Origin of the sequence: Roseovarius sp. B08, from assembly GCF_051417955.1 — a bacterium.
In the GTDB taxonomy this organism is placed as follows: domain Bacteria; phylum Pseudomonadota; class Alphaproteobacteria; order Rhodobacterales; family Rhodobacteraceae; genus Roseovarius.
On record NZ_JBPRLW010000001.1, the window covers coordinates 2,365,853 to 2,387,884 of the forward strand.

At 62.1% G+C, this 22,032-nt stretch carries 21 protein-coding genes and 1 pseudogene; 13 read left to right on the plus strand and 9 right to left on the minus strand.

Annotated elements, in window-relative coordinates; genetic code table 11:
- Positions 1 to 181: 181 nt before the first annotated feature.
- The 5 genes from ACSQ76_RS11965 to ilvN all read left to right on the plus strand — a co-directional run bounded on the left by ACSQ76_RS11965 (position 182) and on the right by ilvN (position 5,527).
- Positions 182 to 1,603: a cache domain-containing protein gene (locus ACSQ76_RS11965; RefSeq protein WP_437156737.1), complete on the plus strand. Its 1,422-nt coding sequence runs from the start codon at positions 182 to 184 to the stop codon at positions 1,601 to 1,603.
- Positions 1,600 to 2,244, plus strand: coding sequence for a response regulator (locus tag ACSQ76_RS11970; RefSeq protein ID WP_306129927.1), 645 nt, complete (start codon positions 1,600 to 1,602; stop codon positions 2,242 to 2,244). The genes ACSQ76_RS11965 and ACSQ76_RS11970 overlap by 4 nt, the downstream gene beginning before the upstream one ends.
- A 120-nt stretch (positions 2,245 to 2,364) precedes the next feature.
- Entirely contained in the window at positions 2,365 to 2,691 is a 327-nt protein-coding gene (locus tag ACSQ76_RS11975) for a hypothetical protein (RefSeq protein ID WP_437156738.1), read from the plus strand.
- A gap of 473 nt (positions 2,692 to 3,164) precedes the next feature.
- Positions 3,165 to 4,922, plus strand: coding sequence for an acetolactate synthase 3 large subunit (locus ACSQ76_RS11980; protein WP_437156739.1), 1,758 nt, complete (start codon positions 3,165 to 3,167; stop codon positions 4,920 to 4,922).
- Positions 4,923 to 4,966: 44 nt separating this feature from the next.
- Entirely contained in the window at positions 4,967 to 5,527 is a 561-nt protein-coding gene (gene ilvN / locus ACSQ76_RS11985) for an acetolactate synthase small subunit (RefSeq protein WP_306129930.1), read from the plus strand.
- A 19-nt stretch (positions 5,528 to 5,546) separates the two neighbouring features.
- On the opposite strand, the gene ACSQ76_RS11990 is transcribed toward ilvN, so the two are convergent.
- Positions 5,547 to 5,942 carry a hypothetical protein gene (locus ACSQ76_RS11990; protein WP_437156740.1) on the minus strand — a complete coding sequence of 132 codons (396 nt, stop codon included), beginning with the start codon at positions 5,940 to 5,942 and terminating at the stop codon, positions 5,547 to 5,549.
- A gap of 222 nt (positions 5,943 to 6,164) precedes the next feature.
- On the opposite strand from ACSQ76_RS11990, the gene ACSQ76_RS11995 reads away from it, so the two are divergent.
- From ACSQ76_RS11995 to ACSQ76_RS12010, 4 genes are all read left to right on the plus strand, one after another.
- Positions 6,165 to 6,992 (plus strand): helix-turn-helix domain-containing protein, encoded by an 828-nt coding sequence (locus tag ACSQ76_RS11995; protein WP_437158198.1) that lies wholly within the window; start codon positions 6,165 to 6,167, stop codon positions 6,990 to 6,992.
- A gap of 125 nt (positions 6,993 to 7,117) precedes the next feature.
- Complete coding sequence (locus tag ACSQ76_RS12000; protein ID WP_437156741.1) at positions 7,118 to 8,278, plus strand: aromatic ring-hydroxylating oxygenase subunit alpha; 1,161 nt, start codon at positions 7,118 to 7,120, stop codon at positions 8,276 to 8,278.
- Positions 8,275 to 8,490, plus strand: a complete 216-nt coding sequence (locus ACSQ76_RS12005; RefSeq protein WP_437156742.1) for a hypothetical protein — start codon at positions 8,275 to 8,277, stop codon at positions 8,488 to 8,490. Before ACSQ76_RS12000 ends, ACSQ76_RS12005 begins: the two co-directional genes overlap by 4 nt.
- Positions 8,491 to 8,814: 324 nt before the next feature.
- The gene (locus ACSQ76_RS12010; protein WP_437156743.1) at positions 8,815 to 9,003 is read left to right on the plus strand and encodes a hypothetical protein; all 189 of its coding nucleotides are present in this window, start codon (positions 8,815 to 8,817) and stop codon (positions 9,001 to 9,003) included.
- On the opposite strand, the gene ACSQ76_RS12015 is transcribed toward ACSQ76_RS12010, so the two are convergent.
- Both ACSQ76_RS12015 and ACSQ76_RS12020 read right to left on the minus strand, forming a co-directional pair.
- Positions 9,000 to 9,731, minus strand: a complete 732-nt coding sequence (locus tag ACSQ76_RS12015; protein WP_437156744.1) for an RlmE family RNA methyltransferase — start codon at positions 9,729 to 9,731, stop codon at positions 9,000 to 9,002. The genes ACSQ76_RS12010 and ACSQ76_RS12015 overlap by 4 nt on opposite strands.
- Positions 9,731 to 10,861, minus strand: a complete 1,131-nt coding sequence (locus tag ACSQ76_RS12020) for a Ppx/GppA phosphatase family protein (protein WP_437156745.1) — start codon at positions 10,859 to 10,861, stop codon at positions 9,731 to 9,733. Before ACSQ76_RS12020 ends, ACSQ76_RS12015 begins: the two co-directional genes overlap by 1 nt.
- Positions 10,862 to 11,093: 232 nt before the next feature.
- On the opposite strand from ACSQ76_RS12020, the gene ACSQ76_RS12025 reads away from it, so the two are divergent.
- From ACSQ76_RS12025 to ACSQ76_RS12035, 3 genes are read left to right on the plus strand one after another with little or no spacing between them, the layout of a single operon-like run.
- Complete coding sequence (locus ACSQ76_RS12025; protein WP_437156746.1) at positions 11,094 to 11,399, plus strand: virulence factor; 306 nt, start codon at positions 11,094 to 11,096, stop codon at positions 11,397 to 11,399.
- Between the two features lie 32 nt (positions 11,400 to 11,431).
- The gene (locus ACSQ76_RS12030) at positions 11,432 to 12,364 is read left to right on the plus strand and encodes a methylenetetrahydrofolate reductase (RefSeq protein WP_437156747.1); all 933 of its coding nucleotides are present in this window, start codon (positions 11,432 to 11,434) and stop codon (positions 12,362 to 12,364) included.
- 3 nt (positions 12,365 to 12,367) lie between these two features.
- Positions 12,368 to 13,429, plus strand: coding sequence for a methyltetrahydrofolate cobalamin methyltransferase (locus tag ACSQ76_RS12035; protein WP_306129939.1), 1,062 nt, complete (start codon positions 12,368 to 12,370; stop codon positions 13,427 to 13,429).
- A gap of 72 nt (positions 13,430 to 13,501) precedes the next feature.
- Here ACSQ76_RS12035 and ACSQ76_RS12040 read toward each other — a convergent pair whose 3' ends face one another.
- The gene (locus ACSQ76_RS12040; protein WP_437156748.1) at positions 13,502 to 14,395 is read right to left on the minus strand and encodes a YihY/virulence factor BrkB family protein; all 894 of its coding nucleotides are present in this window, start codon (positions 14,393 to 14,395) and stop codon (positions 13,502 to 13,504) included.
- A gap of 578 nt (positions 14,396 to 14,973) precedes the next feature.
- Between ACSQ76_RS12040 and ACSQ76_RS12045 the strand changes: the two genes are divergently transcribed.
- The gene (locus ACSQ76_RS12045) at positions 14,974 to 16,365 is read left to right on the plus strand and encodes an Nramp family divalent metal transporter (RefSeq protein ID WP_306129941.1); all 1,392 of its coding nucleotides are present in this window, start codon (positions 14,974 to 14,976) and stop codon (positions 16,363 to 16,365) included.
- A 133-nt stretch (positions 16,366 to 16,498) separates the two neighbouring features.
- Here the strand turns inward: ACSQ76_RS12045 and ACSQ76_RS12050 are convergent, their stop codons facing one another.
- From ACSQ76_RS12050 to ACSQ76_RS12070, 5 genes and pseudogenes are all read right to left on the minus strand, one after another.
- Positions 16,499 to 16,939 (minus strand): universal stress protein, encoded by a 441-nt coding sequence (locus ACSQ76_RS12050; RefSeq protein ID WP_306129942.1) that lies wholly within the window; start codon positions 16,937 to 16,939, stop codon positions 16,499 to 16,501.
- 13 nt (positions 16,940 to 16,952) lie between these two features.
- Positions 16,953 to 18,239 (minus strand): TRAP transporter large permease, encoded by a 1,287-nt coding sequence (locus ACSQ76_RS12055; RefSeq protein ID WP_306129943.1) that lies wholly within the window; start codon positions 18,237 to 18,239, stop codon positions 16,953 to 16,955.
- Positions 18,240 to 18,242: 3 nt separating this feature from the next.
- A pseudogene (locus ACSQ76_RS12060) lies at positions 18,243 to 18,870 on the minus strand (TRAP transporter small permease).
- Positions 18,871 to 18,942: 72 nt separating this feature from the next.
- Positions 18,943 to 19,956: a TRAP transporter substrate-binding protein gene (locus tag ACSQ76_RS12065; RefSeq protein WP_306129945.1), complete on the minus strand. Its 1,014-nt coding sequence runs from the start codon at positions 19,954 to 19,956 to the stop codon at positions 18,943 to 18,945.
- A 364-nt stretch (positions 19,957 to 20,320) separates the two neighbouring features.
- Positions 20,321 to 21,919: an ABC transporter substrate-binding protein gene (locus ACSQ76_RS12070; RefSeq protein WP_437156749.1), complete on the minus strand. Its 1,599-nt coding sequence runs from the start codon at positions 21,917 to 21,919 to the stop codon at positions 20,321 to 20,323.
- Between the last annotated feature and the right edge of the window lie 113 nt (positions 21,920 to 22,032).

Consider the following 22,032-nt stretch of genomic DNA (forward strand, 5'->3'; position numbering starts at 1 on the left):
TATCGTGTACATGAATCAAAGGGAATACCGAGTAGTGCGTAGGTTTTGTGCCGTAGCGTACCGGAAATCGCTGAATCCGCTCAGAATTAGGGCATGGACGCGGCGGCGCGGCATTTCCTTCCGACAGCCGACGCTGGGCTTCGGCCAAGATTCGCATTAACGATTCGCCCAAGGAGAATCGATGACCAGACCGCAGTTGAATTATGGTCAGAAACTGTTTCTGACGGCGACGCTGCCCCTCATCCTGGCCGTGGTGACCATTTCCGTTCTGGTGACGCTGCAGTCCCGCCAGATGGCCGAGCGTGAAATTCACTCGCTCGAGGAAAAGCTGATTGCCGCAAAGCGGGACGAGTTGAAGAACTACCTGTCTCTGGCCCGGACCGCGATCATCAATATTTACGGGCGGGCGGCACCGGACGACGAAGACGCCAAGCTGGTCGTCACGCAGATTCTTTCCGCCATGATCTATGGGCAAGATGGCTATTTCTTTGTCTACGACTATGACGGGAACAACCTTGTCAGCCCCCGCCATACGCAGCTGATCGGGCGCAACTGGAGCGGAATGAAGGACGAATCCGGCATCCCGATAACCGACGAGCTGATCCTCATCGCCCGAACCGGCGGGGGCTATCACAGTTACCAGTGGACCAAGCCGTCGACCGGCGAGACTGCGCAGATGGTCACCTATGTCATCGGGTTTCAGGATTGGCGGTGGGTGATTGGCACGGGCGTCTTCATCGACGATGTCATCGCCACCGTGAACAGTGCGCGCGCCACGGTGGAAGACCGCGTTCAACGCACGTTTCTTTATATTGGCGGCCTGACCATGGCGGCACTGTTGCTGGTCTTCACCTCGGGCCTTTTCATCAACATCCGCGAGCGCCGCGTAGCGGACGCCAAGCTGAAGCGGCTGACCCAGAGGGTGTTCGACGCCCAGGAAGAGGAACGCGGGCGCGTGGCGCGCGAATTGCACGACGGGATCAGCCAGATCCTTGTGGGTGTCCGCTATGCGCTCGACAGCGCCCGCCGTCGGTTCGAAACCGGAGATGCGCGGGCCGGCGAGACTCTAGATCGGGGCATCCTGAACCTTTCGGGCGCGATCCAGGAAGTGCGCCGCATTTCCCGCGACCTGCGGCCTGGCGTGCTGGACGACCTCGGCGTCGGTCCGGCGCTGAAGTCGCTGGTCGAAGATTTCGGCGCACGCACGGGCATAAAAACCGAGTTCCATACCGTGCCGTTCCGCAACCGGCTGGACGATGACGCCAAGATCGCGCTGTACCGCGTGGCGCAGGAGGCGCTGACGAACGTCGAAAGGCACGCGGGTGCCACCTGTGTCTCGGTCCAAGTGCGCGGTCACAAAAACGGGGCGACCCTGCGGATTTCGGATAATGGCCGCGGATTCGATCCGGGCCGGTCCTTCGCCACGCAGTCGCAGGGCCTGGGCCTGCGCAACATGCAGGAACGGATCGAGCAACTGGACGGTACGTTACGGATCCTGGGCTCTAGAAGCGGCACGGTGATCGAGGCGAACGTGCCGCTGACACATATGCTGCAACCAGAAGACACTTCCGGAACCGACAAGGGAACCAAGGCAAGCGCATGACCGAAACCATTCGTATCGCCATCGTCGACGATCATCCAATGGTGGCCGAAGGCATTGAAGCCATCCTTGAAAGCTATGACGACATAGAGGTCGTCGCGACCCTTTCCTCGGGACAGGATATCATCGACAAGGCCCCTGCGCTCGACCCCGACGTGATCTTGCTGGACCTGAACATGCCGGGTATCGGCGGGCTTTCAACCACCGAGATCCTGCTGGAACGCCGTCCGGATACCCGCATCCTGATCCTGTCGATGCATGACAGCCCGGAATACATCAGCTCCGCCCTCGGCCACGGTGCCATGGGCTATGTTCTGAAAGACGTGCCGACGGAAGAGATCAAGCGCGCGATCGATGCTGTCAGCAAAGGCGAGCGTTACCTTTGCACCGGGGCGCAGGGGTCGCTAGCGCCAGACATCCGGGAGGGCCGCGTTCAGTTGACCAATCGCGAACAGACCATCCTGCTGCAATTGGCGCAGGGCAAGTCGAACAAGCAAGTGGCGCTGGCGCTGGATATCTCGGTGCGCACCGTGGAAACGCACCGCAAGAACATCAAGCGCAAACTGGGCATCAGCTCGACCGCGGGTCTGACCCGTTATGCGATGGAACATGGCGTGCTGCAGGGGACCGGAGTTTCGCTCTAGAGGGATCGATGATCAACTTTGCGGCATCTGATGCCGCGGCGCAGAAATATTTATGCTGCACCCCTTCCATAATTTTACGAATCTGTCATCGTCGTGACATTCTTGGCCATGGGGGAGACCATGCAGGACGTTCAAGAGGACTATGGCGAAAGCACGGTTGAGTTCGCCGATTTCACCTTCGACCGCCAGAAAGCCGTGTGTTACGGCCTTCAGAACAACGCAGGCGGCACGACGACGATCATCAACTTCGCGTCGCAACGGTTAGCCGACAGGTTTCGCACCGCGTACCTCAACGATCTCAACATCCGCATCATCCAGAACGAAGCGCAGCTGATATGCTTCGCAGATTACGACACGGTGATGCGCAAATCCCAGGACGATCCGCGGGTTCAGTCGTTGCACTACAACCGGGACTATATGATGGGTACGCTCGGTCACCTCCTGTAGTCAGGTGCGCCTTCGCCATAACAGGACGCTTGTGCACTAACATTTAGACGAGTGTTCCTTGTCCCAGGTTGTTGGCGCTTTCGCTTTCCCCAAGTACCGTCGCCGAACATGGCAGCTTGCCTTCTCGCGAACCCAAAATTTTTCACAGCTGAAACGGCTTTCAGCAGGGTTGGTTACAGTTTTTCCAGCCTGTGCGTTTCTACCGCGCCGCATTCTGCGCAACAAATGCAAAGAAACCGTCCGCTTCCGCGACATTTTTTACGGAAAGCCTGTTGACGGTCCTGTAACCCGCACATAATGTCCCCGGACGCAGCAAGGAGTCGCCGAAAATGGCATCGCTAATCGTAGTCGTAGGTGAATGGCGCATGGGCCGGTAACGGACACCATAACGGTACCCCATGCGCCCTCGGAACCCTCCGGGGGCTTTTTTATGCGTAACACAAAGAGACATATGTCATGAACGGAGCAATAAGATGACACGTCAGATGACCGGAGCGAAAATGGTGGTTCAGGCCTTGAAGGATCAGGGTGTGGACGTCGTATTCGGATATCCCGGCGGTGCCGTGCTACCGATTTATGACGAGATCTTTCAGCAGAACGATATTCGCCACATCCTTGTCCGCCACGAACAAGGCGCGGTTCACGCGGCCGAAGGCTATGCCCGATCGACCGGGAAACCGGGCGTCGTGCTGGTGACCTCTGGCCCGGGCGCGACCAACGCCGTGACCGGCCTGACCGACGCGTTGATGGATTCGATCCCGCTGATCGTCCTCACAGGCCAGGTGCCGACCTTCATGATCGGCTCGGACGCGTTCCAGGAGGCCGACACGGTCGGCATCACCCGCCCCTGCACCAAGCATAACTGGTTGGTCAAGGAAACAGAGCGGCTGGCGCAGACCATTCACGAGGCGTTCCACGTGGCAACCTCGGGCCGTCCGGGACCGGTGCTGGTCGATATCCCGAAGGACGTGCAGTTCGCCTCGGCGAAGTACCTGGAGCCGGCGCAGACCAAGACGTCGCATTACCAACCGCAAACGTTGGGAGACATCGACACGATCACCGAGCTGGTCGAGGCGCTAGAGCAGGCGGAGCGACCGATCTTCTATACCGGCGGCGGCGTTATCAACTCCGGCGACGAGGCGACAAAGCTCTTGCGCGAACTGGTCGATGCCACGGGCATTCCGATCACCTCTACCCTGATGGGCCTTGGCTGTTACCCGGCCTCGGGCAAGAACTGGCTGGGCATGCTGGGGATGCATGGCCTTTACGAGGCCAACATGGCGATGCATGACTGCGACCTGATGATCAATATCGGCGCGCGGTTCGACGACCGGATCACCGGACGGCTGGACGCGTTCTCGCCCGGCTCGCAGCGGGCGCATATCGACATCGACCCGTCCTCGATCAACAAGGTGATCCGCACCGATTTCCCCATTGTCGGCGACGTCAAGGAGGTGCTGCGCCAGATGCTTGGCCTCTGGAAGGATCGCGGCAGCAAGATCAACCGCGATGCCATCCGCAACTGGTGGGGTCGCATCGATGAGTGGAAAAAAATCAATTGCCTGGCATTCACCCAGTCAGGCAAGACGATCAAGCCCCAGCACGCTGTGCACCGTCTTGAAGAACTGACCAAGGGGCATGATCGCTACATCTGCACCGAAGTGGGCCAGCACCAGATGTGGGCGGCGCAGTACCTCGGCTTCGAGGACCCCAACCGCTGGATGACCTCGGGCGGTCTGGGCACCATGGGCTATGGCTTTCCCGCCTCGATCGGCGTGCAGGTCGCGCACCCCGAGTCGTTGGTGATCAACGTCGCGGGCGAGGCGTCGTGGCTTATGAACATGCAGGAGATGGGCACTGCGGTGCAGTACCGCCTGCCCGTCAAGCAGTTCATCCTGAACAACGAACGCCTTGGAATGGTGCGCCAGTGGCAGGAGTTGCTGCACGGCGAGCGTTATTCGCACTCGTGGTCCGACGCCTTGCCCGATTTCGTCAAGCTGGCCGAGGCGTTCGGAGCCAAGGGGATCCAATGTTCGGACCCCGCCGATCTGGACGATGCGATCATGGAGATGCTTAACTATGACGGGCCGGTCATTTTCGACTGCCTTGTCGAGAAGCACGAGAACTGCTTCCCGATGATCCCTTCGGGCAAGGCCCATAACGAGATGCTGCTGGGCGAGAACGCGTCCACCGCCGATGCCATCGACGCCGGCGGGGCGGTGCTGGTTTAAGCCGCCCTGCCCTGCCCACGCACTATTTCAAAGGACCAAGGCCCATGTCAGCTCTGAAACTCAAGAAAGGCGCGTCCAGCCATTCCGCCTATAACCTGCGCCCGACCTTCTCGGACGCCGAAGAGCGCCATACCCTGGCGGTCATCGTGGACAACGAACCGGGCGTGCTGGCCCGTGTGATCGGGCTGTTTTCCGGTCGCGGATACAATATCGACAGCCTGACCGTGGCAGAAGTCGATCATACCGGGCACACCTCTCGAATTACGATCGTCACCACCGGCACGCCGCAGATCATCGAGCAGATCAAGGCGCAGCTTGGACGGATCGTGGTGGTGCATGACGTGCACGACCTGACGGTCGAGGGCCCGTCGGTCGAGCGGGAGCTGGCGCTGTTGCGTGTCACGGGCACCGGCGACAAGCGGGTCGAGGCGCTGCGGCTGGCGGACATCTTCCGCGCGAACGTGGTGGATAGCACGCTGGACAGCTTTGTCTTCGAAATCACCGGCACCTCGGAGAAGGTGGATGCCTTTGCGGACCTGATGCGTCCACTGGGACTTGAGGAAATAGCCCGTACCGGTGTCGCCGCGCTGTCGCGCGGAACGTAAGCGGGTCCGCCGCGAGGATCTAGCGGATCTGCTTCACAACTTCAGAAGACTGCGCGGTCTGACGCGAAGTCGCGTCATGAATATCGCCTGCCGCCCTCCGTGGCTGGAACGGCAGAATGTTACTGTTCGACGCAGACGGCTCACAGGCAATCCCCGCGTAACTATCCGGAGCTGCGCTTCGCAGGTTCTTAGCAAGACCGGGGTACTCTTCGCTGGCGACCACCTTCATTTCAAAGGCAACGCGCATGCCTCGGCTATTGCGTATCTTGAACGCCACAAGGTCGCCTTCCTCAAAGGTAAAAGTATCGGTGAAACTGGCCGGCTCACCTTCGAAAAAGGCCAGTTCGCCGTGGTCTTCGCACCAGATCAGCGCGCGGTTCGTGCACCGATCTGCCCACAATACTGCACCGTACATAGTATCCTCGCTGCTATCCTGAATTAAGGATAGGACACCGTTCTGAGCCAATCACTGGAAATCTGATGCTTGGGCGCTACCCATTTGTGTCAGTCGTTAACAAAACTGACGCTAACGTGCGTCAATTTCTGGACAGGGCGGCGCAACTTCGTGTACCTGGTGCATCAAATGCAATCTCGGTGCTCCGGCTGGCGTATCAGCTGAGTAAGAATCGGTGCTTTGTTGAACGGGAAAACGCGATCAGCCGGACCATCGAAACAGGTCGCCGATCCGGCGGTCCTGCGTGGTATTTTCGGCCGTAACCTTCAGATCCTGAGTGCGCCTTACAGGTCGGTATCAGGTCTGTGTCGGGACATCGGGATAAACCGCACGCAGTTCAATCGCTACTTGTCTGGCGAAAGCTTTCCGCGACCGGACCTGCTCCATCGGATCTGCGAGTTCTTCAACGTGGATGCCCGCATCCTGTTGGAACCGGTCGAAGCCATCTTCACGACGTCTCCGGAACTTCTGGGGCATGCTTTTCTGTCGGATTTCTTTGGCACGGCCCCCACCGCCGTGCCGGAAGAGATGTTTCCCAGCGGCTTCTACAGCTTTGTCCGCCGGTCGTTCATCGACGACAGCCTGTTCACGATCGGCCTCGTCCACGTGCATCGCGAGGCGCCCTATACTTTCATGCGCGGCTTCGAGCCGCGCGATGCCATGCGCAGCCAGGGCCTGTCTACTGAGCCGGCCAACCGGGAATTTCGCGGCCTCGTCATGCGGCAGGAAGAGGGCGTGGCGGCGCTGGTGACCCATCGCAACTCCCTGGCCTGTTCCTTCAACTTCCTGACGCCCGAGACATCATTCCAGTCGAACATCTGGGAAGGCTACGCGACACGCACCGTGCGGGAAAAGGTAACCGGACGGCGGGCGGCGCGGATGGTCTACGAGTATCTGGGGCCAGGCCTGGTCAGGGCGCTGCCCGTGGCTCGGCAGGCGGGCCTGGTGACGCTGGAGGACGTACCGGTATTCCATGCGCGTCTGCTGCGCCTGAACGAGGAATTCCGCTAGATAGCGTCCCCCTTCTCCGGCTTTGATAAGGTCGCATTGAGAGAAGTCGTGTCGCGAATCGGCGGTTCCTCACGCGCGATTCAGGGCAATCGGGAAAGATCACCAGCCAAAGGGATGTGTTGCCGATGTCTGCCACGATCACCGACCTCTCTGCCGTCCGCGCCAGGGTCGAAAAGGCCAATGGCCTGCCCAACGCTCATTATATCGACACCGCCGTTTATGCCGAGGAACGCCAGGCGCTGCTGTACACGCAGTGGGCCGGATTGTCGGTGGCCGCGGACGTGCCGGAACCGGGGGATGCCAAGCCGATCCAGTTCCTGGGCATGCCTCTGCTCATGCTGCGGGACAAGGACGGGGACGTGCGTGTGTTCCAGAACATCTGCCGTCACCGTGGAATGATCCTGGTGGAAGAGCCGCGCAAGATCGAGGGTGCGATCCGCTGCCCCTACCATTCCTGGTGCTATTCCACCAAGGGCAAGCTGGTTTCGACACCGCATGTGGGCGGACCGGGGTACAACACGCACGAGGCGATCAAACGCGACGACCTTGGCCTGATCGAGGTGCGCAGCCATGTGTGGCGAGATGTCGTCTGGGTCAATGTCTCGGGCGACGCACCCGTCTTCGAGGTGGCCATGAAGGAGGTGATCGCGCGCTGGTCGGAGTTCGAACTGCCGGTCTATCACGGCGGGTTCGACAGCAAGATCGAGTTCGAGGTCAACACCAACTGGAAGCTGGCGGTGGAGAACTACTGCGAGAGTTATCACCTGCCCTGGGTGCATCCGGGCCTCAACAGCTATTCCAAGCTGGAGGACCATTACAACATCGAAGAGCCCGGTGCCTTCTCGGGTCAGGGCACGATGGTCTACCGCCAACTGACCAACGAGAACGGCGAGAAATTCCCGGATTTTGAAGGGGTTGGCGCGAAGTGGAATGAACAGGCGGAGTACATCGCCGTCTACCCGAACGTCCTCTTGGGCGTACATCGCGACCATGCCTTCGCCATCATCCTGGAACCGAAAGGCCCCGAGAAAACGGTCGAGCATATCCACCTCTATTATTCGGTGCCCGATAGTGACGAGGGGCTGCGGATGCGCAACACGCAGCTTTGGAAAACGGTCTTTGAAGAGGACATCTTTGTCGTCGAGGGGATGCAGCGCGGGCGGCATGCGGACCAGTTCGACGGAGGGCGCTTCTCGCCCGTGATGGATAGCCCAACCCATTGTTTTCATGCCTGGGTCGCCGGCAAGGTCGAAGCCTATCGCGGCATGGGAAAGGCGGCGGAATGACCGCGGCCCTGGACACTGCGATGGTTGCGGCGCACGAAGCACATGATGCCGCGGCGCTGATCCGGCTTTACACCCAAGCCGCGGATACGGCGAACGACCTGGACGCGTCGTGCTTCTACCTGACGCATGCGTATGTGTTCGCGCTGGAGGCCGGGGCGCCGGATGCGCGGCGTCTGCATGCGCGACTGGTGCGGCACGGGCGCGAGGCCTGAGGCGCGGAAGAGGTTAATGCGGAGGATTCGCGGGAAAAATGGCACGTCGGTATTCGCGTCGGTATAACGTCGGTATGGCGACGGTGCGGATTTCGCGTTTCAGCCGGCTAACACACCGCGCGATGCGGACGGTGCGACCAGGGTTTCGTTAACGGTATGTGAAGAGACCGGGTGCGGCGGCGCGTGGGTTTTCACCCACCCTACGCCGAGGTGGTGCGGATCGTGGCCGTTTGCCCGGAAATCGAACGATGGCCGGGCCAGAATCGCCTTAATGGGATGGCAGGTATCTCGCGCGACATTGCGCGAAACACCGCCCGAGGCGACATGCAGACCAGACCGGACCATATCGAGATGTCACGCCACGCGCGGCTGTTCGAGCTGTTGCGGCAGGAGAATGCCGCGCGACGGGTGCGTGACAGCGCCATGGCCCGGCAGGTCGCGGATGGCAACGCGGCGATGGCGTTCCGCGACCTGGCGGAGTTGTCCTTTGAGGCCAGGCCCGTGGTGCTTTAGCCCCGGAAGCCCGTGGCGACCACGAATTTCTCGGAACTGTCGGATCGAGACGCGGGCGGCTTGACGTTGGCGACCTTGGTGAAGCGCTGCTTGAGGAGTTTCTGCAGGTCGCCCTCTGCCCCGCCGGCGAGGACCTTGGAGACGAAGGTGCCGCCTTCTTCGAGAACGTCGAAGGCGAGATAGGCGGCGGCCTCGCACAGTGCGATGATGCGCAGGTGGTCAGTCTGCTTGTGGCCCGAGGAGGAGGCGGCCATGTCGGACATGACCACGTCCGCCTTGCCGCCCAACCATTCCTTCACCTTTTCGTCGGCATCGTCCTCCATGAAGTCGAGCACGTGCAACTCGCAGCCGGCGATGGGCTCGACCTCTTGCAGGTCGATGCCGAGGATATAGCCCTGCGCCTTGCCGGATTTCTCGCCCAGGGCATTGACGCGGGGGACGGCCACCTGGCACCAGCCGCCGGGCGCGCAGCCGAGGTCGACGACCCGGGCGCCGGGCACGAGAAAGCGGAACCTGTCGTCCAGTTCCATGATCTTGTAGGCGGCGCGGCCGCGATAACCCTCAACCTGGGCGCGTTTCACGTACGGGTCGTTGAGTTGGCGTTGCAGCCAACGGGTGGAACTGCTGCGGCGGCCCTTGGCGGTCTTTACCTTGACGGTCAGGTCGCGCTGGCCGCGGCCGGAGGTGTTCTTGCCCGTGGGGCCTTTGCCGGTGGGTTTCTTGGCCATCAGTCCTGTCCTTCGATCAGCACGCCGTCGGCAGCCATCTGGGCGTAGAGCATGCCCTCGCGCAGGCCGCGGTCGGCGACCGACAGCCGATCGGTGGGCCAGCAGCGCAAGAGCGCCTGGAGGATTGCGGCGCCGGACATGATGAGCGCCTGCCGGTCGAGCCCGATACGCGGGTCGCGGCGGCGGCCGGCAGGGCCCATGGCCAGGTAGTCGCGGATCACCCGGTCGATCTGGTCGGAGGTCATGCGCAGCCCGTCGACCTTGTTGCGGTCGTACCGCTTGAGGCCAAGGTGGCTGGCGGCGACGGTCGTGACCGTGCCCGAAGTGCCGATGATCTGGAAGCCGTCGCGCGGCGGCTCGTCCTTGTAGGGGGCGAATTCGGCGAGGTTTTCCTCGAAGAACCAGCTCATGAGGGCGAAGCGCGCGGCGTCATCCTCGACATCGTTGAACTGGTCGCGCAGTGTCGCCACCCCGAGCGGCACGCTGATCCAGTCGACCACGCGGGCCGAGGGGCCGTCAACGCGCCGGGCGTCGGGAAACCCGCCATGCATCCGCATGATGGCCGAGGCGCGGTCGCGCGGGCGTACGTTGGTGAGGTCGATCCAGACAAGCTCGGTCGAGCCGCCGCCGATATCGACGACCAGAAGCTGCTCGGTCTTCTTGCTGACCAGCGGCGCGCAGGAGACGACGGCAAGCTGCGCCTCTTCCTGCGGCTCGATGATGTCGAGGCGCAGGCCGGTTTCCCGTTCGACCTTTTTCATGAAGGCGGTGCCGTTGGAGGCGCGGCGGCAGGCCTCTGTCGCCACCAGGCGCATCCGCCGGACCTTGTTGCGCTTGAGTTTCTGCTGGCAGACCCGCAGGGCCTGAATGGTGCGGTAGATCGAGGCGCGCGACAGCTTGCCGGTCTGTTCCAGCCCCTGCCCCAGTTGCACCGATTTCGAAAAGCTGTCCACGACTTTGAACTGAGCGCCCTCGGGGCGGGCGATCAGCATTCGACAACTGTTCGTTCCCAGATCCAGCGCCGCGTAGAGCGGGCCGGATTCGGGCGAGATCAGTGCGGGGCTTTCGACCTTTGGCCGTTCTGATGAACGAGGGACCGCGCCCGCACTTTCGGGACGCTTGGGCGCCATAACACACGCCCTCCATTTCGAGTTGAGTTAAAGGTAGTGGTTGCGAGGGGTTCGCGCAAGCTTTGAGCCGTGCGGAGGATAAACTTGAATCATTTTCCGGTGGCCGGCAGTGGCCTTGAAAGGGCATGCTGGGTAGGGTGACGTCGCTGGAAGTTGCCGTTAAGTCGAAAAACGACCCTGTCGGACCCGGCTGGTGAATTAGAGAGAGTCAACCGAGGTAGAGGAATCAGCGATGGTTGATGTGACTGTGGTATACTGGCGGGACATCCCCGCGCAGGTGATCGTCGGCAAGGGCCGGCGCGGGTCCAAGCGCCCCCTGCCCGAGCGGTTCGAGCAGGCCATCGACCGGACGGCGATGAAAGTCGGCGCCGAGGATACCGAAGCCTATCTCGCCGAGTGGCGCAAGGCGGCCCCCTATGAGGTGGAAGGCGATGCCGATGCGGTGGCCGAGGCCGAGGCCGCGCGGCTGGACGCGGAATACGATCAGGACCGCATCAAGCAGCTGATCGCGAATGACGGTTGGGCCGGCTCGCAGTGAGCGGGGGCCGCAAATCTTTCTGGGAGGCCGCGATGGCTCTTTTGAACTTCAAGAAACGTGAGACCCCGGGCGCGCGCACGGTCAACCCGCAGGTGGAGGCGTTGCTGGACGGCTATTCCATCGAGGTGATGCCGCGCACCGCCGAGAAGGTGGACAATTTCCGCGACCTGCTGCCCGAGGGCACGCGCGTCTATATCGCGCATATCGAAGGCACGCCGATCGAGGACATGGTCACGACCGCCAGGCGCGTGGCCGCCGAGGGCTACAAGGTGATGCCGCATTTCCCGGCGCGGATCATCAAGGACCAGGCGACGCTGGAGGACTGGATCGCGCGCTATCAGGGCGAGGCCGGCGTCGAACAGGCGCTGGTGCTGGCCGGGGGCGTCACCGAGCCGCACGGCGCATTCGACAGCTCGATGCAACTGCTGGAGACCGGCGCGTTCGACCGGGCGGGATTCAAGCGGCTGCACGTGGCCGGCCACCCCGAGGGCAACCGCGACATCGACCCAGATGGCGGCAGGAAGAACGTCGAGAATGCGATGCAGTGGAAGCAAAAATTCTCGGAGCGCACGGATGCCGAGATGGCGCTGGCCACGCAGTTCGCGTTCGACGCCGACCCGATCATCAAGTGGGCCGACGACCTGGCCGCGGCCGGTGTGACCCTGCCCATCCATATCGGCATTGCGGGTCCTGCGAAGCTGCAGACGCTGATCAAGTTTGCCATCGCCTGTGGCGTGGGTCCGTCGCTGAAGGTGCTGCAGAAGCGCGCGATGGACGTGTCCAAGCTGCTCTTGCCCTACGAGCCCATGGATGTTCTGACCAAGCTGGCGGCGCACAAGGCGGCCAACCCGGATTTCAACATCACCAACGTTCACTTCTTCCCGCTGGGCGGCATCAAGACCAATGCCGAGTGGGCGATCGAAAATGGCGGCGCCTCGGCGGTGCCTGCTGCCAAACAAGGATAAGTCATGACGCGTACCATCGTCGAAAGCAAAACCAAGACCGCCATCATCGGGTTCGACCAGCCGTTCTGTGTGATCGGTGAGCGGATCAACCCCACGGGCCGCAAGAAGCTGGCCGCCGAGCTGGAAGCGGGCGATTTCTCGACCGTGGAGGCCGACGCCATCGCGCAGGTCGCGGCGGGTGCCACGGTTCTGGATATCAACGCGGGCGTTGTCTACAACTCGAACCCCGATCCGAACCAGACCGAGCCGCCGCTGATGCGCAAGGTCGTGGAACTGGTGCAAGGGCTGGTGGATGTGCCGCTGTGCATCGACAGCTCGGTGCCCGGTGCGCTGGAAGCGGGGCTTGAGACCTGCGAGGGCCGTCCGCTGCTGAACTCGGTTACCGGCGAGGAAGAGCGGCTGGAACTGGTTCTGCCGCTGGTCAAGAAATACAACGTGCCGGTGGTGGCGATCTCGAACGACGACACCGGGATCAGCGAAGACCCCGACGTGCGCTTTGCCGTGGCCAAGAAGATCGTGGAACGGGCCGCCGATTTCGGCATTCCGGCGCATGACATCGTGGTCGACCCGCTGGTCATGCCGATCGGCGCCATGGGCACGGCCGGTCAGCAGGTGTTTACCCTTGTCCGCCGCCTGCGCGAGGAGCTGGGCGTGAACACCACCTGCGGCGCGTCCAACATCAGCTTTGGCCTGCCGAACCGGCACGGGATCAACAACGCGTTCCTGCCGATGGCGATGGGTGCGGGCATGACCAGCGCCATCATGAACCCGATCGCCCTGCCCGTGAAGGAGGCCGACAAGGCCGCCAAGCGGGCCGAGGCCGAAGCGGCGGGGATCATCATCCCCGAGGATATGGACGACGAGACCTTCTGCCAGATGTTCGGCCTGGGAAGCACAAAGCCGCGTGCCGGCAAGGAGATGGAGGCCATCCGCGCTGCCAACTTCCTGACCAATAACGACCCGCATGGCGGCGAGTGGATCAAGTTCAACAAGGCCCCGCCGAAAGCCGGCGAAGAAGAGACCGGACGTGGCGGACGGGGCGGACGCCGCCGCCGCCGGGCCTGAGAATCAGGCCAGTGAAGAGGGAAAAGCCCCGGTTCGCGCCGGGGCTTTTCTGCATTCGGGGGCTGCAGCGGATCAGCGTGGGGCTGGCGCGTCCTCGTCAGCCTGACGCTCGATCTCGGCGTTCAGCTTGGCGCCCGCCAGCACGATGAAGGCCGAGAGCCACAGCCATGTCAGCAGGATGATGACGCCGCCCAGAGTGCCGTAGGTCTCGTTGTAGCTGGCGAAATTCTGCGTGTAGATGGAGAAGGCGACGGTGCCGATGAGCCACAGGGCCGTGGCGGCCACCGCGCCGGGGCTGATCCAGCGCCAGCGGGCGGGCGGACGGGAGGGACCGAAGCGGTAGAGCACTGCAAGGCCGAGGATAGCGAAGACGGCCAGGATCGGCCACTGGAGCCACAAAATCGCGGTTTCCAATCCGTCCGGCAGACCGAGAAAGCCGATGACGTTGGGCAAGACGATCATCGCGCCGAGCGACACCAGCAGGCCCGCAATGATGAACAGCGTGAGTGCGACGCCGGTGGCGTAAAGGGCGACAAAGCCGCGGGTTTCCTCCTCGGTATAGGCGATGTTCATGCCCTCCATCAGCGTCATCATCCCCTTGGTCGCGCCGTATAGCGCCAGCAAAAGGCCGATGATGGCGGCAAGGCTCGTGGCGCTTTCGTCACCGCCGGTGACCTTGAGCACCTGGTCGCGGATGATTTCGGCCGCATTCTGGGGCAGGATGGCGACGATCTCTTTCAACTGCGTGGCGACATCGCTTGGATCGAGCAGGACGCCCGCAATGGAAATGAGCGCGACGGCAGCAGGAAAGATCGCAAGCAGCCCGAAGAAGGCGACCCCGGCAGACACCACCGACATGTGATCGTCGACAATGCCGGACTTGACCCGAAGCACGATGTCCCACCAGCCGCGGCGCGGAATGCGGGCAGGATGATCGGCGGGATGTTCCCGGGCGTAGTCTTGCATGAGGCCGCTCCCTTTGCTTTGCCGTGTTACAGGCTCAACGCATGAGCGGGCCAAAAGATCGGGCCAGGGACCGTGAAATGTTCGGGCTTCGCGCGCGAGGGCTCGGGGTTGGGCGTACGAAAGACATCGACAAGGCGCGAAATTTCTGCGCATGAGGGTTAGGTGCGCCGCGTACAAGGAACACATATGGTCATTTGCTTCGCCCTTGAGGCGAGACGAGCAGTGTTTCGCCCATGTCATCGCAGGCAATGATTGACCGCAATATACCTCTGATATAAATACGATTTCCGCGAAGCCTCTTGAAATTTCTCGTTCGCACCACGGGCGGCTTGGCTGTGACCGCATCGGCTGTGAAACATTTTGCGCAACCAAAGGTATATTTCGCTTGATATTTGGTGTGTGGGATGCCAGCCTACCAGTGCAGGCGAAAAAGATGACGCGAACGAGGAGGTTCGCAGCGCTTCATTCTGCCTTGAAAAACAAGAGTCGCCCGACGCGTGTCGCGGCCCCCCGATTGGCTAACGCCCATCGGGCGCCGTTACTGCCGAGGGCATGTTACATGTCTGGGAGGACAAGAGTTGAGTGACATTTCGATACCTTTGGGGGGAAAGGATGCCGCCAAGGGCGCGACCGACGCATCGGCGGGCGAGACAATCTATCTGGATGCGCCCGGAACGACGCTGAAAGACACCTGGAAGAACGCCGGCCCCGGCATCGCCGCCGCGATGACCGGCATCGGCGCCAGCCATATCATGCACGGGCCCACGGCTGGCGCGCAGTTCGGTTACGCCCTGCTATGGATCATCCCGGCGGCCTATATCCTGAAGTATTGCTGCTTTGAATTCGCCCACCGCTACACGATGGTGAAGGGTGAAAGCATCATGAACGCCTATGCCCGGGTCGGCCAGTGGCCGTTCTGGTATCTTGGTTTCCAGTCGCTGGCCAACACCTTCGGCATCGCCGGGCGGGCGCTCGGGTGCGGTGCGCTGCTCTGGGCTGCCTTCCCGTTCATGTCTCTCGAGATGTGGTCGATGTCCGTTCTGCTGATCAGCGTCGCGATCCTGTGGCTGGGCAAGTACGAAGTGTTCGAAGGCATCGTGAAAGTCGCGATCATCGTCTTCGCGCTGTCGTCCTTCATCGCCTTCGCGTTGCAGGCGCCGCCCCCGGGTGAATACCTGTCGCGGCTGCTGCCGAGCCTGCCGCCCGCCGGTGCCATGATCCTTTTCGGGTCGATGTTCGGGTACTTCCCGACCACGACCGAGGTTTCGGCGATGCAGTCCAACTGGGCCGTCGACAAGAAAAGCGGCATGGTCTACGTCAGGGAGATGCGTGAGAAAGGCCATACGGTCGAAGTGCATCCCGACTACATGAAGAACTCGATGATCCTGTACCGCCGGGACATGAACGTTTCCTATATCATCGCGGCGCTGACCGGCATGGTGTTCCTGATCGTCGGTGCCGTCGTTCTGAACCCGATCGGCCTGGTTCCCGCGGGTCGTGAAATGGGCGTGACGATCGCGCGTATCTACACCGACACGTTCGGCGCGTGGGTCTTCCCGGTCATCATCGCGGGTGGTATCGCGGCGCTGTTCTCGACCGTCTTCACCTATTTCGACGGTCAGGCACGGGTGTTCGAGGAATGCTGTGTGCGGCTGAAGACAAGTTGGGACAAACCCACGACCCGCAAGCTGATCAACCGCGGGTTCCAGGTGCTGTGGGTCATCGGCGGCGCTGCCGTGATGTTCGGCATGCCGAAGCCGATCCTGGTGGTGCAACTCGCCTCGATCCTCGCCCTCGTGTTCTCGCCGGTCATCTACTGGCTGACGATCAAGGCGGTCACCGACGGCTTTCAGACACCCGAGGAGCGCGAGCACATGCCCGGCCGCTTCATGATGGGGCTGGCCTGGGCCGGTACGATCGGCCTGACCCTTGTCTCGATCTACGTCCTGTTCATGATGGCGACGGCGTAACACCACGGCACCTTGAAACAATAGGCCGCGCCACGGTAGATCGTGGCGCGGCTTTTTCTTTGGTCGAGCGTTGCGGTACGACCCGGGGCAAGACAGGCTGCATCCCCCTGCCCCGTTCGTCGCGCCGGTTACTTCAGACGATCAGCACCGGCACCGGTGAGAGATACGTGACCTTCTGCGAAACGCTGCCCAGAAGGTAGCCTTCCATCGAGCCCATACCGCGGCGGCCGATCACGATGAGGTCGATGCCGTGGTTCTCGACGAACTTGACGATATTGCGCGAGGTGGGGCCGGCCTTGACGAAGGCGCGGACATTGGTCTTGCCCGCCTCCTGCGCGCGTTTCTTGGCGGTTGCCACGACTTCCTCCGCATGGGAGCGCATGGCGTCGTCGATGTTGCCGGGATCGTCCGGGCGGACCATGGACAGCGACGCCTCGAGCATCGAATGGTGGCGGTAGACCGTCAGCAGCGTCAGATCGGCGCCGCCGCAGAGGGCTGCCATCTCAAGGGCCTTGTCGAGGGCCAGCTCGGAGTTGGGCGACCCGTCGAAGGGCACCAGGATTGATTTGTACATGTCTCTCCTCCGGTTACTTGTCGAAGGCCAGGTCCCGCAGGAACAGGGCGATCTGGGGGAAGAAGATCAGCAGCACGGCGACTGACAACAGGATGAAGATGAAGGGCGGCGTGCCGCGGATCACTTCCATGTAGGGCCGCTTGAACACGGCGATGGCCGTGAAGATGTCGCAGCCGAAAGGCGGCGTGGCCGAGCCGATGGCGACCTGAAGCGTGATGATCGTGCCGACCAGCACAGGGTCGAGGCCGACGGAATCGACCACCGGCGCGAAGATCGGAACCAGCACGAGGATCACGACGATCGGGTCCACGAACATGCAGCCGACGAAGAAGGCGACGGAGATGACGAAGAGCACGCCGATCTGGCCCATCTCGTCGATGCCGATGGAGCCGAGGATTTCCTGCGGGATCTGGGCGAAGGAGATGACCCAGGAGAACGCGGCACCGACCCCCACGAGGATGAACACCACGGCCGTGATGAGGCCAGTGGACTTGGCGGTTTCGTAGACGCCCTTGAGGTCCAGTTCACGGAAGATGATGACCTCGAGCACCAGCGCGTAGAGCACGCAGGCCGCCGCCGCCTCGGTCGGGCTGAAGATACCGCCGTAGATGCCGCCGATGATGATTGCCGGAAAACCCAGCGGCCAGAGCGCCTTGCGCCCGGCGGTAAGGCGTTCGCCCCAGCTGTATTTCGGCTCGGTCGGCACGTTGTTGCGGATCGCGTAGATCCAGGCGTAGATCGAGAACAGCACCAGGATCAGCAGGCCGGGGCCGATGCCGGCGATGAAAAGCTCGGCGATGGAGGTGTTGGAGACCACACCATAGATGATCATGCCGATGGAGGGCGGGATCAGGAAGGCGATGTCGGAGGCGTTGACGATGAGCGCCAGGATGAAGCTGTCGTTGTAGCCCGCCTTCTGCATCCGGGGCCGCAGGGGCGAGCCCACGGCGACCACGGTCGCCTGGGTCGAGCCCGAGACCGCGCCGAACATGGTGCAGGCGGCGGCGGTGGACACGGCAAGGCCGCCCTTGAGGTGGCCCACGAAGGACATCACCAGGTCGATCAGGCGGTTGGCGGACTGGCCGCGCGTCATGATGTCGGCCGCGAAGATGAACATCGGCACCGCGATCAGCGAGGCGGGGCGGATGCCGGCCATGATCTGCTGGATCATGGTTTCAAGCTGGCCGAAGCCGCCGAACATGGTGAAGAAACCGACGAAGGCGCCGACGATCAGCGGGATCATCATCGGAAAGCCAAGCAGCAGGAGGACGATCATTATGGAAAAGATGGTGAGGGCCATCTGTCAGACCTCCTTCTCGGTGTCGTCATACCCTTCGAGCACGGCGGTCGAGAGGTAGATATCCTTGTCGATGATGTTCTTGATCGCGGTCAGCAGATACTGCACCCCGGTCATGAAGAAACCCACCGGCACCCAGACGAGCGTGATCCAGACAGGGATCTGGAGAGGACGGCAGAACGCGGCCCCGCCCGGCCTGGGTGAGAATGTAGGTGTAGGCGTAGTATGCCAGCCCGAACATGAACACCGCCGTCACCAGCGTGATGACGATCATCATCAGCTTGCGCGCCCGGGGCGGCATGGTGTCGTAGATCGCAGACATGCGGATATGCCGGCCGTGGCGGGCGGCATAGCTGATCCCGGCAAAGGTGATCAGGATGATAAGGATGCGGTTCAGTTCCTCGGAAAAGAAGATGCTGTTCTGGAAGACGAAGCGCCCGACGACGTTGGCGATGGTATTGGCCGCCATCAGAAGGACGCCGACGGCGAGCATCACCGCCTCGATCTTGCTTATGAGAATGTCGATGGTGCCGAGAAGTCCCGGCAGCGTGGAGACGTATTCGCCCGTGGGTTCGTCATCCAATCCGGTCGTCTCGGTCTGAGACTGTATCTGAGAGCCGTGTTCGTCTGACATAGCCTGTCCCCGCGTTCAGAAGATGCGTCAGCGACCGCGCCCCGAAGGCGCGGCCGCCGCGCGGCCTTGTTGTTATTGCACGGCTTCCAGATCGGCCTTGAGCTGGTCGAGGATTTTCTTGCCGCCTTCGCCGGTCATTTCGAGGAATGTCTCCTCGACCGAGGCGCCGGCCTCGACGAAGGGCTGGCGTTCTTCCTCGGAAAGGGTGTTGACCTGCATCGAGGGCTTGGCTTCCTTGATCTTTTCGATGCTCTCTTCGTGAAGACCCTTCTGGTACTCGATGATGTGGTCGAAGGCGACGTCGATCGCGTTCTGGATCACCGTCTGGTCCTCTTCGGACAGGCCGTCATAGAATTCCTTGTTGGCCATCACGGCTGTGGTGAAGTTATTGTGACCGGCGCAGGTGATGACCTCGGTCACCTCGTACATCTTGGTCGACTCGATGAAGAACATCGGGTTTTCCTGGCCCTGGATGATGCCGGTCTGAAGCGCGCCGTAGACCTCGCCCCATGGCAGCGGCGTGGGCGTGGCGCCGAAGGCCTTGTAGCTTTCCACCAGGAGCGGGTTGGTCATGACGCGGAACTTGACCTGATCGAGATCGGGCGGACCGCTGACGGGTTCCTGCGTGGTCATGCAGACCTCGCCCTCGGGAAACATGGTCAGCAGTTCCAGCCCCTGTTCGGCGTAAAGCTCGGGGAACATCTCGTTGATGGCCTTGGAGGTGCGGAAGAACTCGCCAAGCTTCTCGGTGTCCTGCGGCAAGAGGTAGGGCACGAAGAAGACCTGCGCCTCGGGGATCAGCGACCCGGTGAAGCCGGGGCTTTGATCGACGAATTGCAGAATGCCGGTCTGGGCCTGCTCCATCGTGTCGGCGGATTCGCCCAACGTGCCGTAGGGGAAGAGCTGAACGGTGTGGTCGGAATTGGCCTCGACCTCTTCCTTGAACTTCTGGGCATAGACACCCTGCACCTCGTCAAGCGCCTCCTCGAAAGCGTAGCGCCAGGTCTCGGCGTTCGCGACGCTCGCGCTGAGCGCAATGCCCGCGGCGACCGCGGCGGCAAAGGATGTGGGCAAAAATCTAGCCATTTCAAATCTCCCATTTCGTTCGTGACTGACCCTAGGCTGATGGCCCCGCCGTATCGTGTCAATGCACTTGTCCGGCCTGCCGGTGGGCCGATGGCATGGGTCGCGGCACCGTGGCGTTCTGATTTAATCCAGTGAATTCAATAACATGCCAACGCATTCGCGTGGGCCATTCGGGTTCATGAAACTGCCCGAAAATTAAGCGCAATTTATGGCTGGGCCGGCATTTCCCATCGATTTCATGGGAAAATCGCGCGGAAGCGGCGGATATTTCGCAGCCTGATAGGCCGAAACCCGGGCCTGCGACGGCAGGAACCGTGGTCCGGAGAGGGCGGGGCCGGGTCCGGCGCCGCCCGTTCGTTTCAGGTCAGGCGTTCAGCCACCACCGTTCCATGTAACGCTCGCCATCGAGATCCCAGTTGGTCGCAATTTGCTCGGGCATGCCGACATCGTCGCCCACGCCGAAGACGTAGGACGCGAACATCGGGATGGCCGAGCCGCCCTCTTCGTTCAGGATCTTCTGCATCTCGAAATACATGTCGCGGCGCTTGGCCTCGTCGAGTTCGGCGCGCGCCTCGATCAAGAGCTTGTCGAAACGTTCGTTGGACCACTTGGACTCGTTCCACGCCACGCCGGTCTGGTAGGTGGTCGAGAACATCTGGTCCTCGACCGGGCGGCCGCTCCAGTAGCTGGTGATGAAGGGCGACTTGATCCAGTGATCGGCCCAGAAACCATCGTTGGGCTGGCGGTTGACCTTGAGGTCGATGCCGGCACCCTTGGCGGAGTTCTGGATCAGGATGGCGGCGTCCACCGCGCCGGCAAAGGCGGCCTCGGAGGCCATGATCTCGATCTGCAGCGAGTCGAGGCCGGCTTCCTTGAGGTGGAACTTGGCGCGGTCGGGATCGTACTGGCGCTGTTCCAGTTCGCCATTGTAGAACCGCTGGCCCGAGCCGATGGGATGGTCGTTGCCGACCTCGCCGTAGCCGAAGAGGATCTTGTCGACCAGTTCCTGCCGGTCGATGGCGTATTTCACCGCAAGGCGGATGTTGTTGTCGGTGTAGGGGTCGGTGTCGCAGAGCATCGGCAACGAATAGTGCAGCGTCCCGGTGGTGGTCTTGAGGTTGACGCCGGGCCGGCGGCCCAGCAGCGCGGCGGTCTTGAGGTCGACCCGGTCGATCACGTGGACGTCGCCGGAGACCAGTGCCGAGGTGCGGGCGTTCTGGTCGATGATCGACAGCACCTCGACCGTGTCGAAGAACGCCACGTCGTCGGACCAGTGGTTGGCGTGGCGCAAAAGCTGCGAACTGACGCCGGCGTCGTAATTGTCGAGCACGTAGGAGCCGCAGCCGATGTAATCCTGCCAGTTCATCGTGCCGTCGTCGTTGGCGGGCATCACCGGCAGGTGGTAGTCGGTCATGATGAAGGGGAAGTCGGCATTGCCGCTCTCCAGCTCGACCACAACGACGAGGTCGCCGTCGGCCTTGAGGTCGACCACGGGCGCCACCAGCGGGCCGGCTGCGGAGGTGTTTCCCTCGCCCCGGTGGTGGTTGATCGAGGCCACGACGTCGCTGGCCTTGACGGTGCGGCCATTGTGGAATTCGAGGCCGTCGCGCAGCTTGAACGTCCAGGTCTTGGCGTCGGGCGAGGACTCCCAGCTTTCGGCGAGCGAGGGCGCAAGGCTGCCGTCGGGGGCGATTTCGGTCAGGTAGCCTTGGTAGCCGCCGAGCGCGAGGCCGATGGTGTAGCCGTTCTCGATCACGCCGGGGTCGAGCTTGTCGGTGGTGGCGCCGTGGCCGCGGGCGACGCGGAAATGGCCGCCCTTCTTCGGGGTCTGGGCGTGGACCATGTCGGCGGTGAGCGAGAGCGCCGAGATGGTGGCGCCCGCCGCCAGACCCTGTTGCATGAAGCGGCGGCGCGAGATGCGGCGCGTGCGCAGGTCGCGCGTCAGTTTGTCGAGGAAATCCATTCTCTTCTCCTTGTTGGATCGGCCTTTTGGCGGCCGTTTTTTTTCTTGTCGGGATGCAACGCGTGTCATGCGGCCCCCGCGCCCCGAGAATAGCGCGCTTTTTCGCGTCCTGT

Excerpts from the sequence above, each read along its gene's own strand:
- ilvN (WP_306129930.1), top strand. The coding sequence starts at position 4,967 with ATGTCAGCTCTGAAACTCAAGAAAGGCGCGTCCAGCCATTCCGCCTAT.
- ACSQ76_RS11965 (WP_437156737.1), top strand. The coding sequence starts at position 182 with ATGACCAGACCGCAGTTGAATTATGGTCAGAAACTGTTTCTGACGGCG.
- ACSQ76_RS12010 (WP_437156743.1), top strand. The coding sequence starts at position 8,815 with ATGCAGACCAGACCGGACCATATCGAGATGTCACGCCACGCGCGGCTG.
- ACSQ76_RS12050 (WP_306129942.1), bottom strand. The coding sequence starts at position 16,939 with ATGTACAAATCAATCCTGGTGCCCTTCGACGGGTCGCCCAACTCCGAG.
- ACSQ76_RS11990 (WP_437156740.1), bottom strand. The coding sequence starts at position 5,942 with ATGTACGGTGCAGTATTGTGGGCAGATCGGTGCACGAACCGCGCGCTG.
- ACSQ76_RS12030 (WP_437156747.1), top strand. The coding sequence starts at position 11,432 with ATGGCTCTTTTGAACTTCAAGAAACGTGAGACCCCGGGCGCGCGCACG.
- ACSQ76_RS12025 (WP_437156746.1), top strand. The coding sequence starts at position 11,094 with ATGGTTGATGTGACTGTGGTATACTGGCGGGACATCCCCGCGCAGGTG.
- ACSQ76_RS12065 (WP_306129945.1), bottom strand. The coding sequence starts at position 19,956 with ATGGCTAGATTTTTGCCCACATCCTTTGCCGCCGCGGTCGCCGCGGGC.
- ACSQ76_RS11980 (WP_437156739.1), top strand. The coding sequence starts at position 3,165 with ATGACACGTCAGATGACCGGAGCGAAAATGGTGGTTCAGGCCTTGAAG.
- ACSQ76_RS12000 (WP_437156741.1), top strand. The coding sequence starts at position 7,118 with ATGTCTGCCACGATCACCGACCTCTCTGCCGTCCGCGCCAGGGTCGAA.
- ACSQ76_RS12035 (WP_306129939.1), top strand. The coding sequence starts at position 12,368 with ATGACGCGTACCATCGTCGAAAGCAAAACCAAGACCGCCATCATCGGG.
- ACSQ76_RS12070 (WP_437156749.1), bottom strand. The coding sequence starts at position 21,919 with ATGGATTTCCTCGACAAACTGACGCGCGACCTGCGCACGCGCCGCATC.
- ACSQ76_RS12005 (WP_437156742.1), top strand. The coding sequence starts at position 8,275 with ATGACCGCGGCCCTGGACACTGCGATGGTTGCGGCGCACGAAGCACAT.
- ACSQ76_RS11975 (WP_437156738.1), top strand. The coding sequence starts at position 2,365 with ATGCAGGACGTTCAAGAGGACTATGGCGAAAGCACGGTTGAGTTCGCC.
- ACSQ76_RS12020 (WP_437156745.1), bottom strand. The coding sequence starts at position 10,861 with ATGGCGCCCAAGCGTCCCGAAAGTGCGGGCGCGGTCCCTCGTTCATCA.
- ACSQ76_RS12015 (WP_437156744.1), bottom strand. The coding sequence starts at position 9,731 with ATGGCCAAGAAACCCACCGGCAAAGGCCCCACGGGCAAGAACACCTCC.
- ACSQ76_RS12040 (WP_437156748.1), bottom strand. The coding sequence starts at position 14,395 with ATGCAAGACTACGCCCGGGAACATCCCGCCGATCATCCTGCCCGCATT.
- ACSQ76_RS12055 (WP_306129943.1), bottom strand. The coding sequence starts at position 18,239 with ATGGCCCTCACCATCTTTTCCATAATGATCGTCCTCCTGCTGCTTGGC.
- ACSQ76_RS11970 (WP_306129927.1), top strand. The coding sequence starts at position 1,600 with ATGACCGAAACCATTCGTATCGCCATCGTCGACGATCATCCAATGGTG.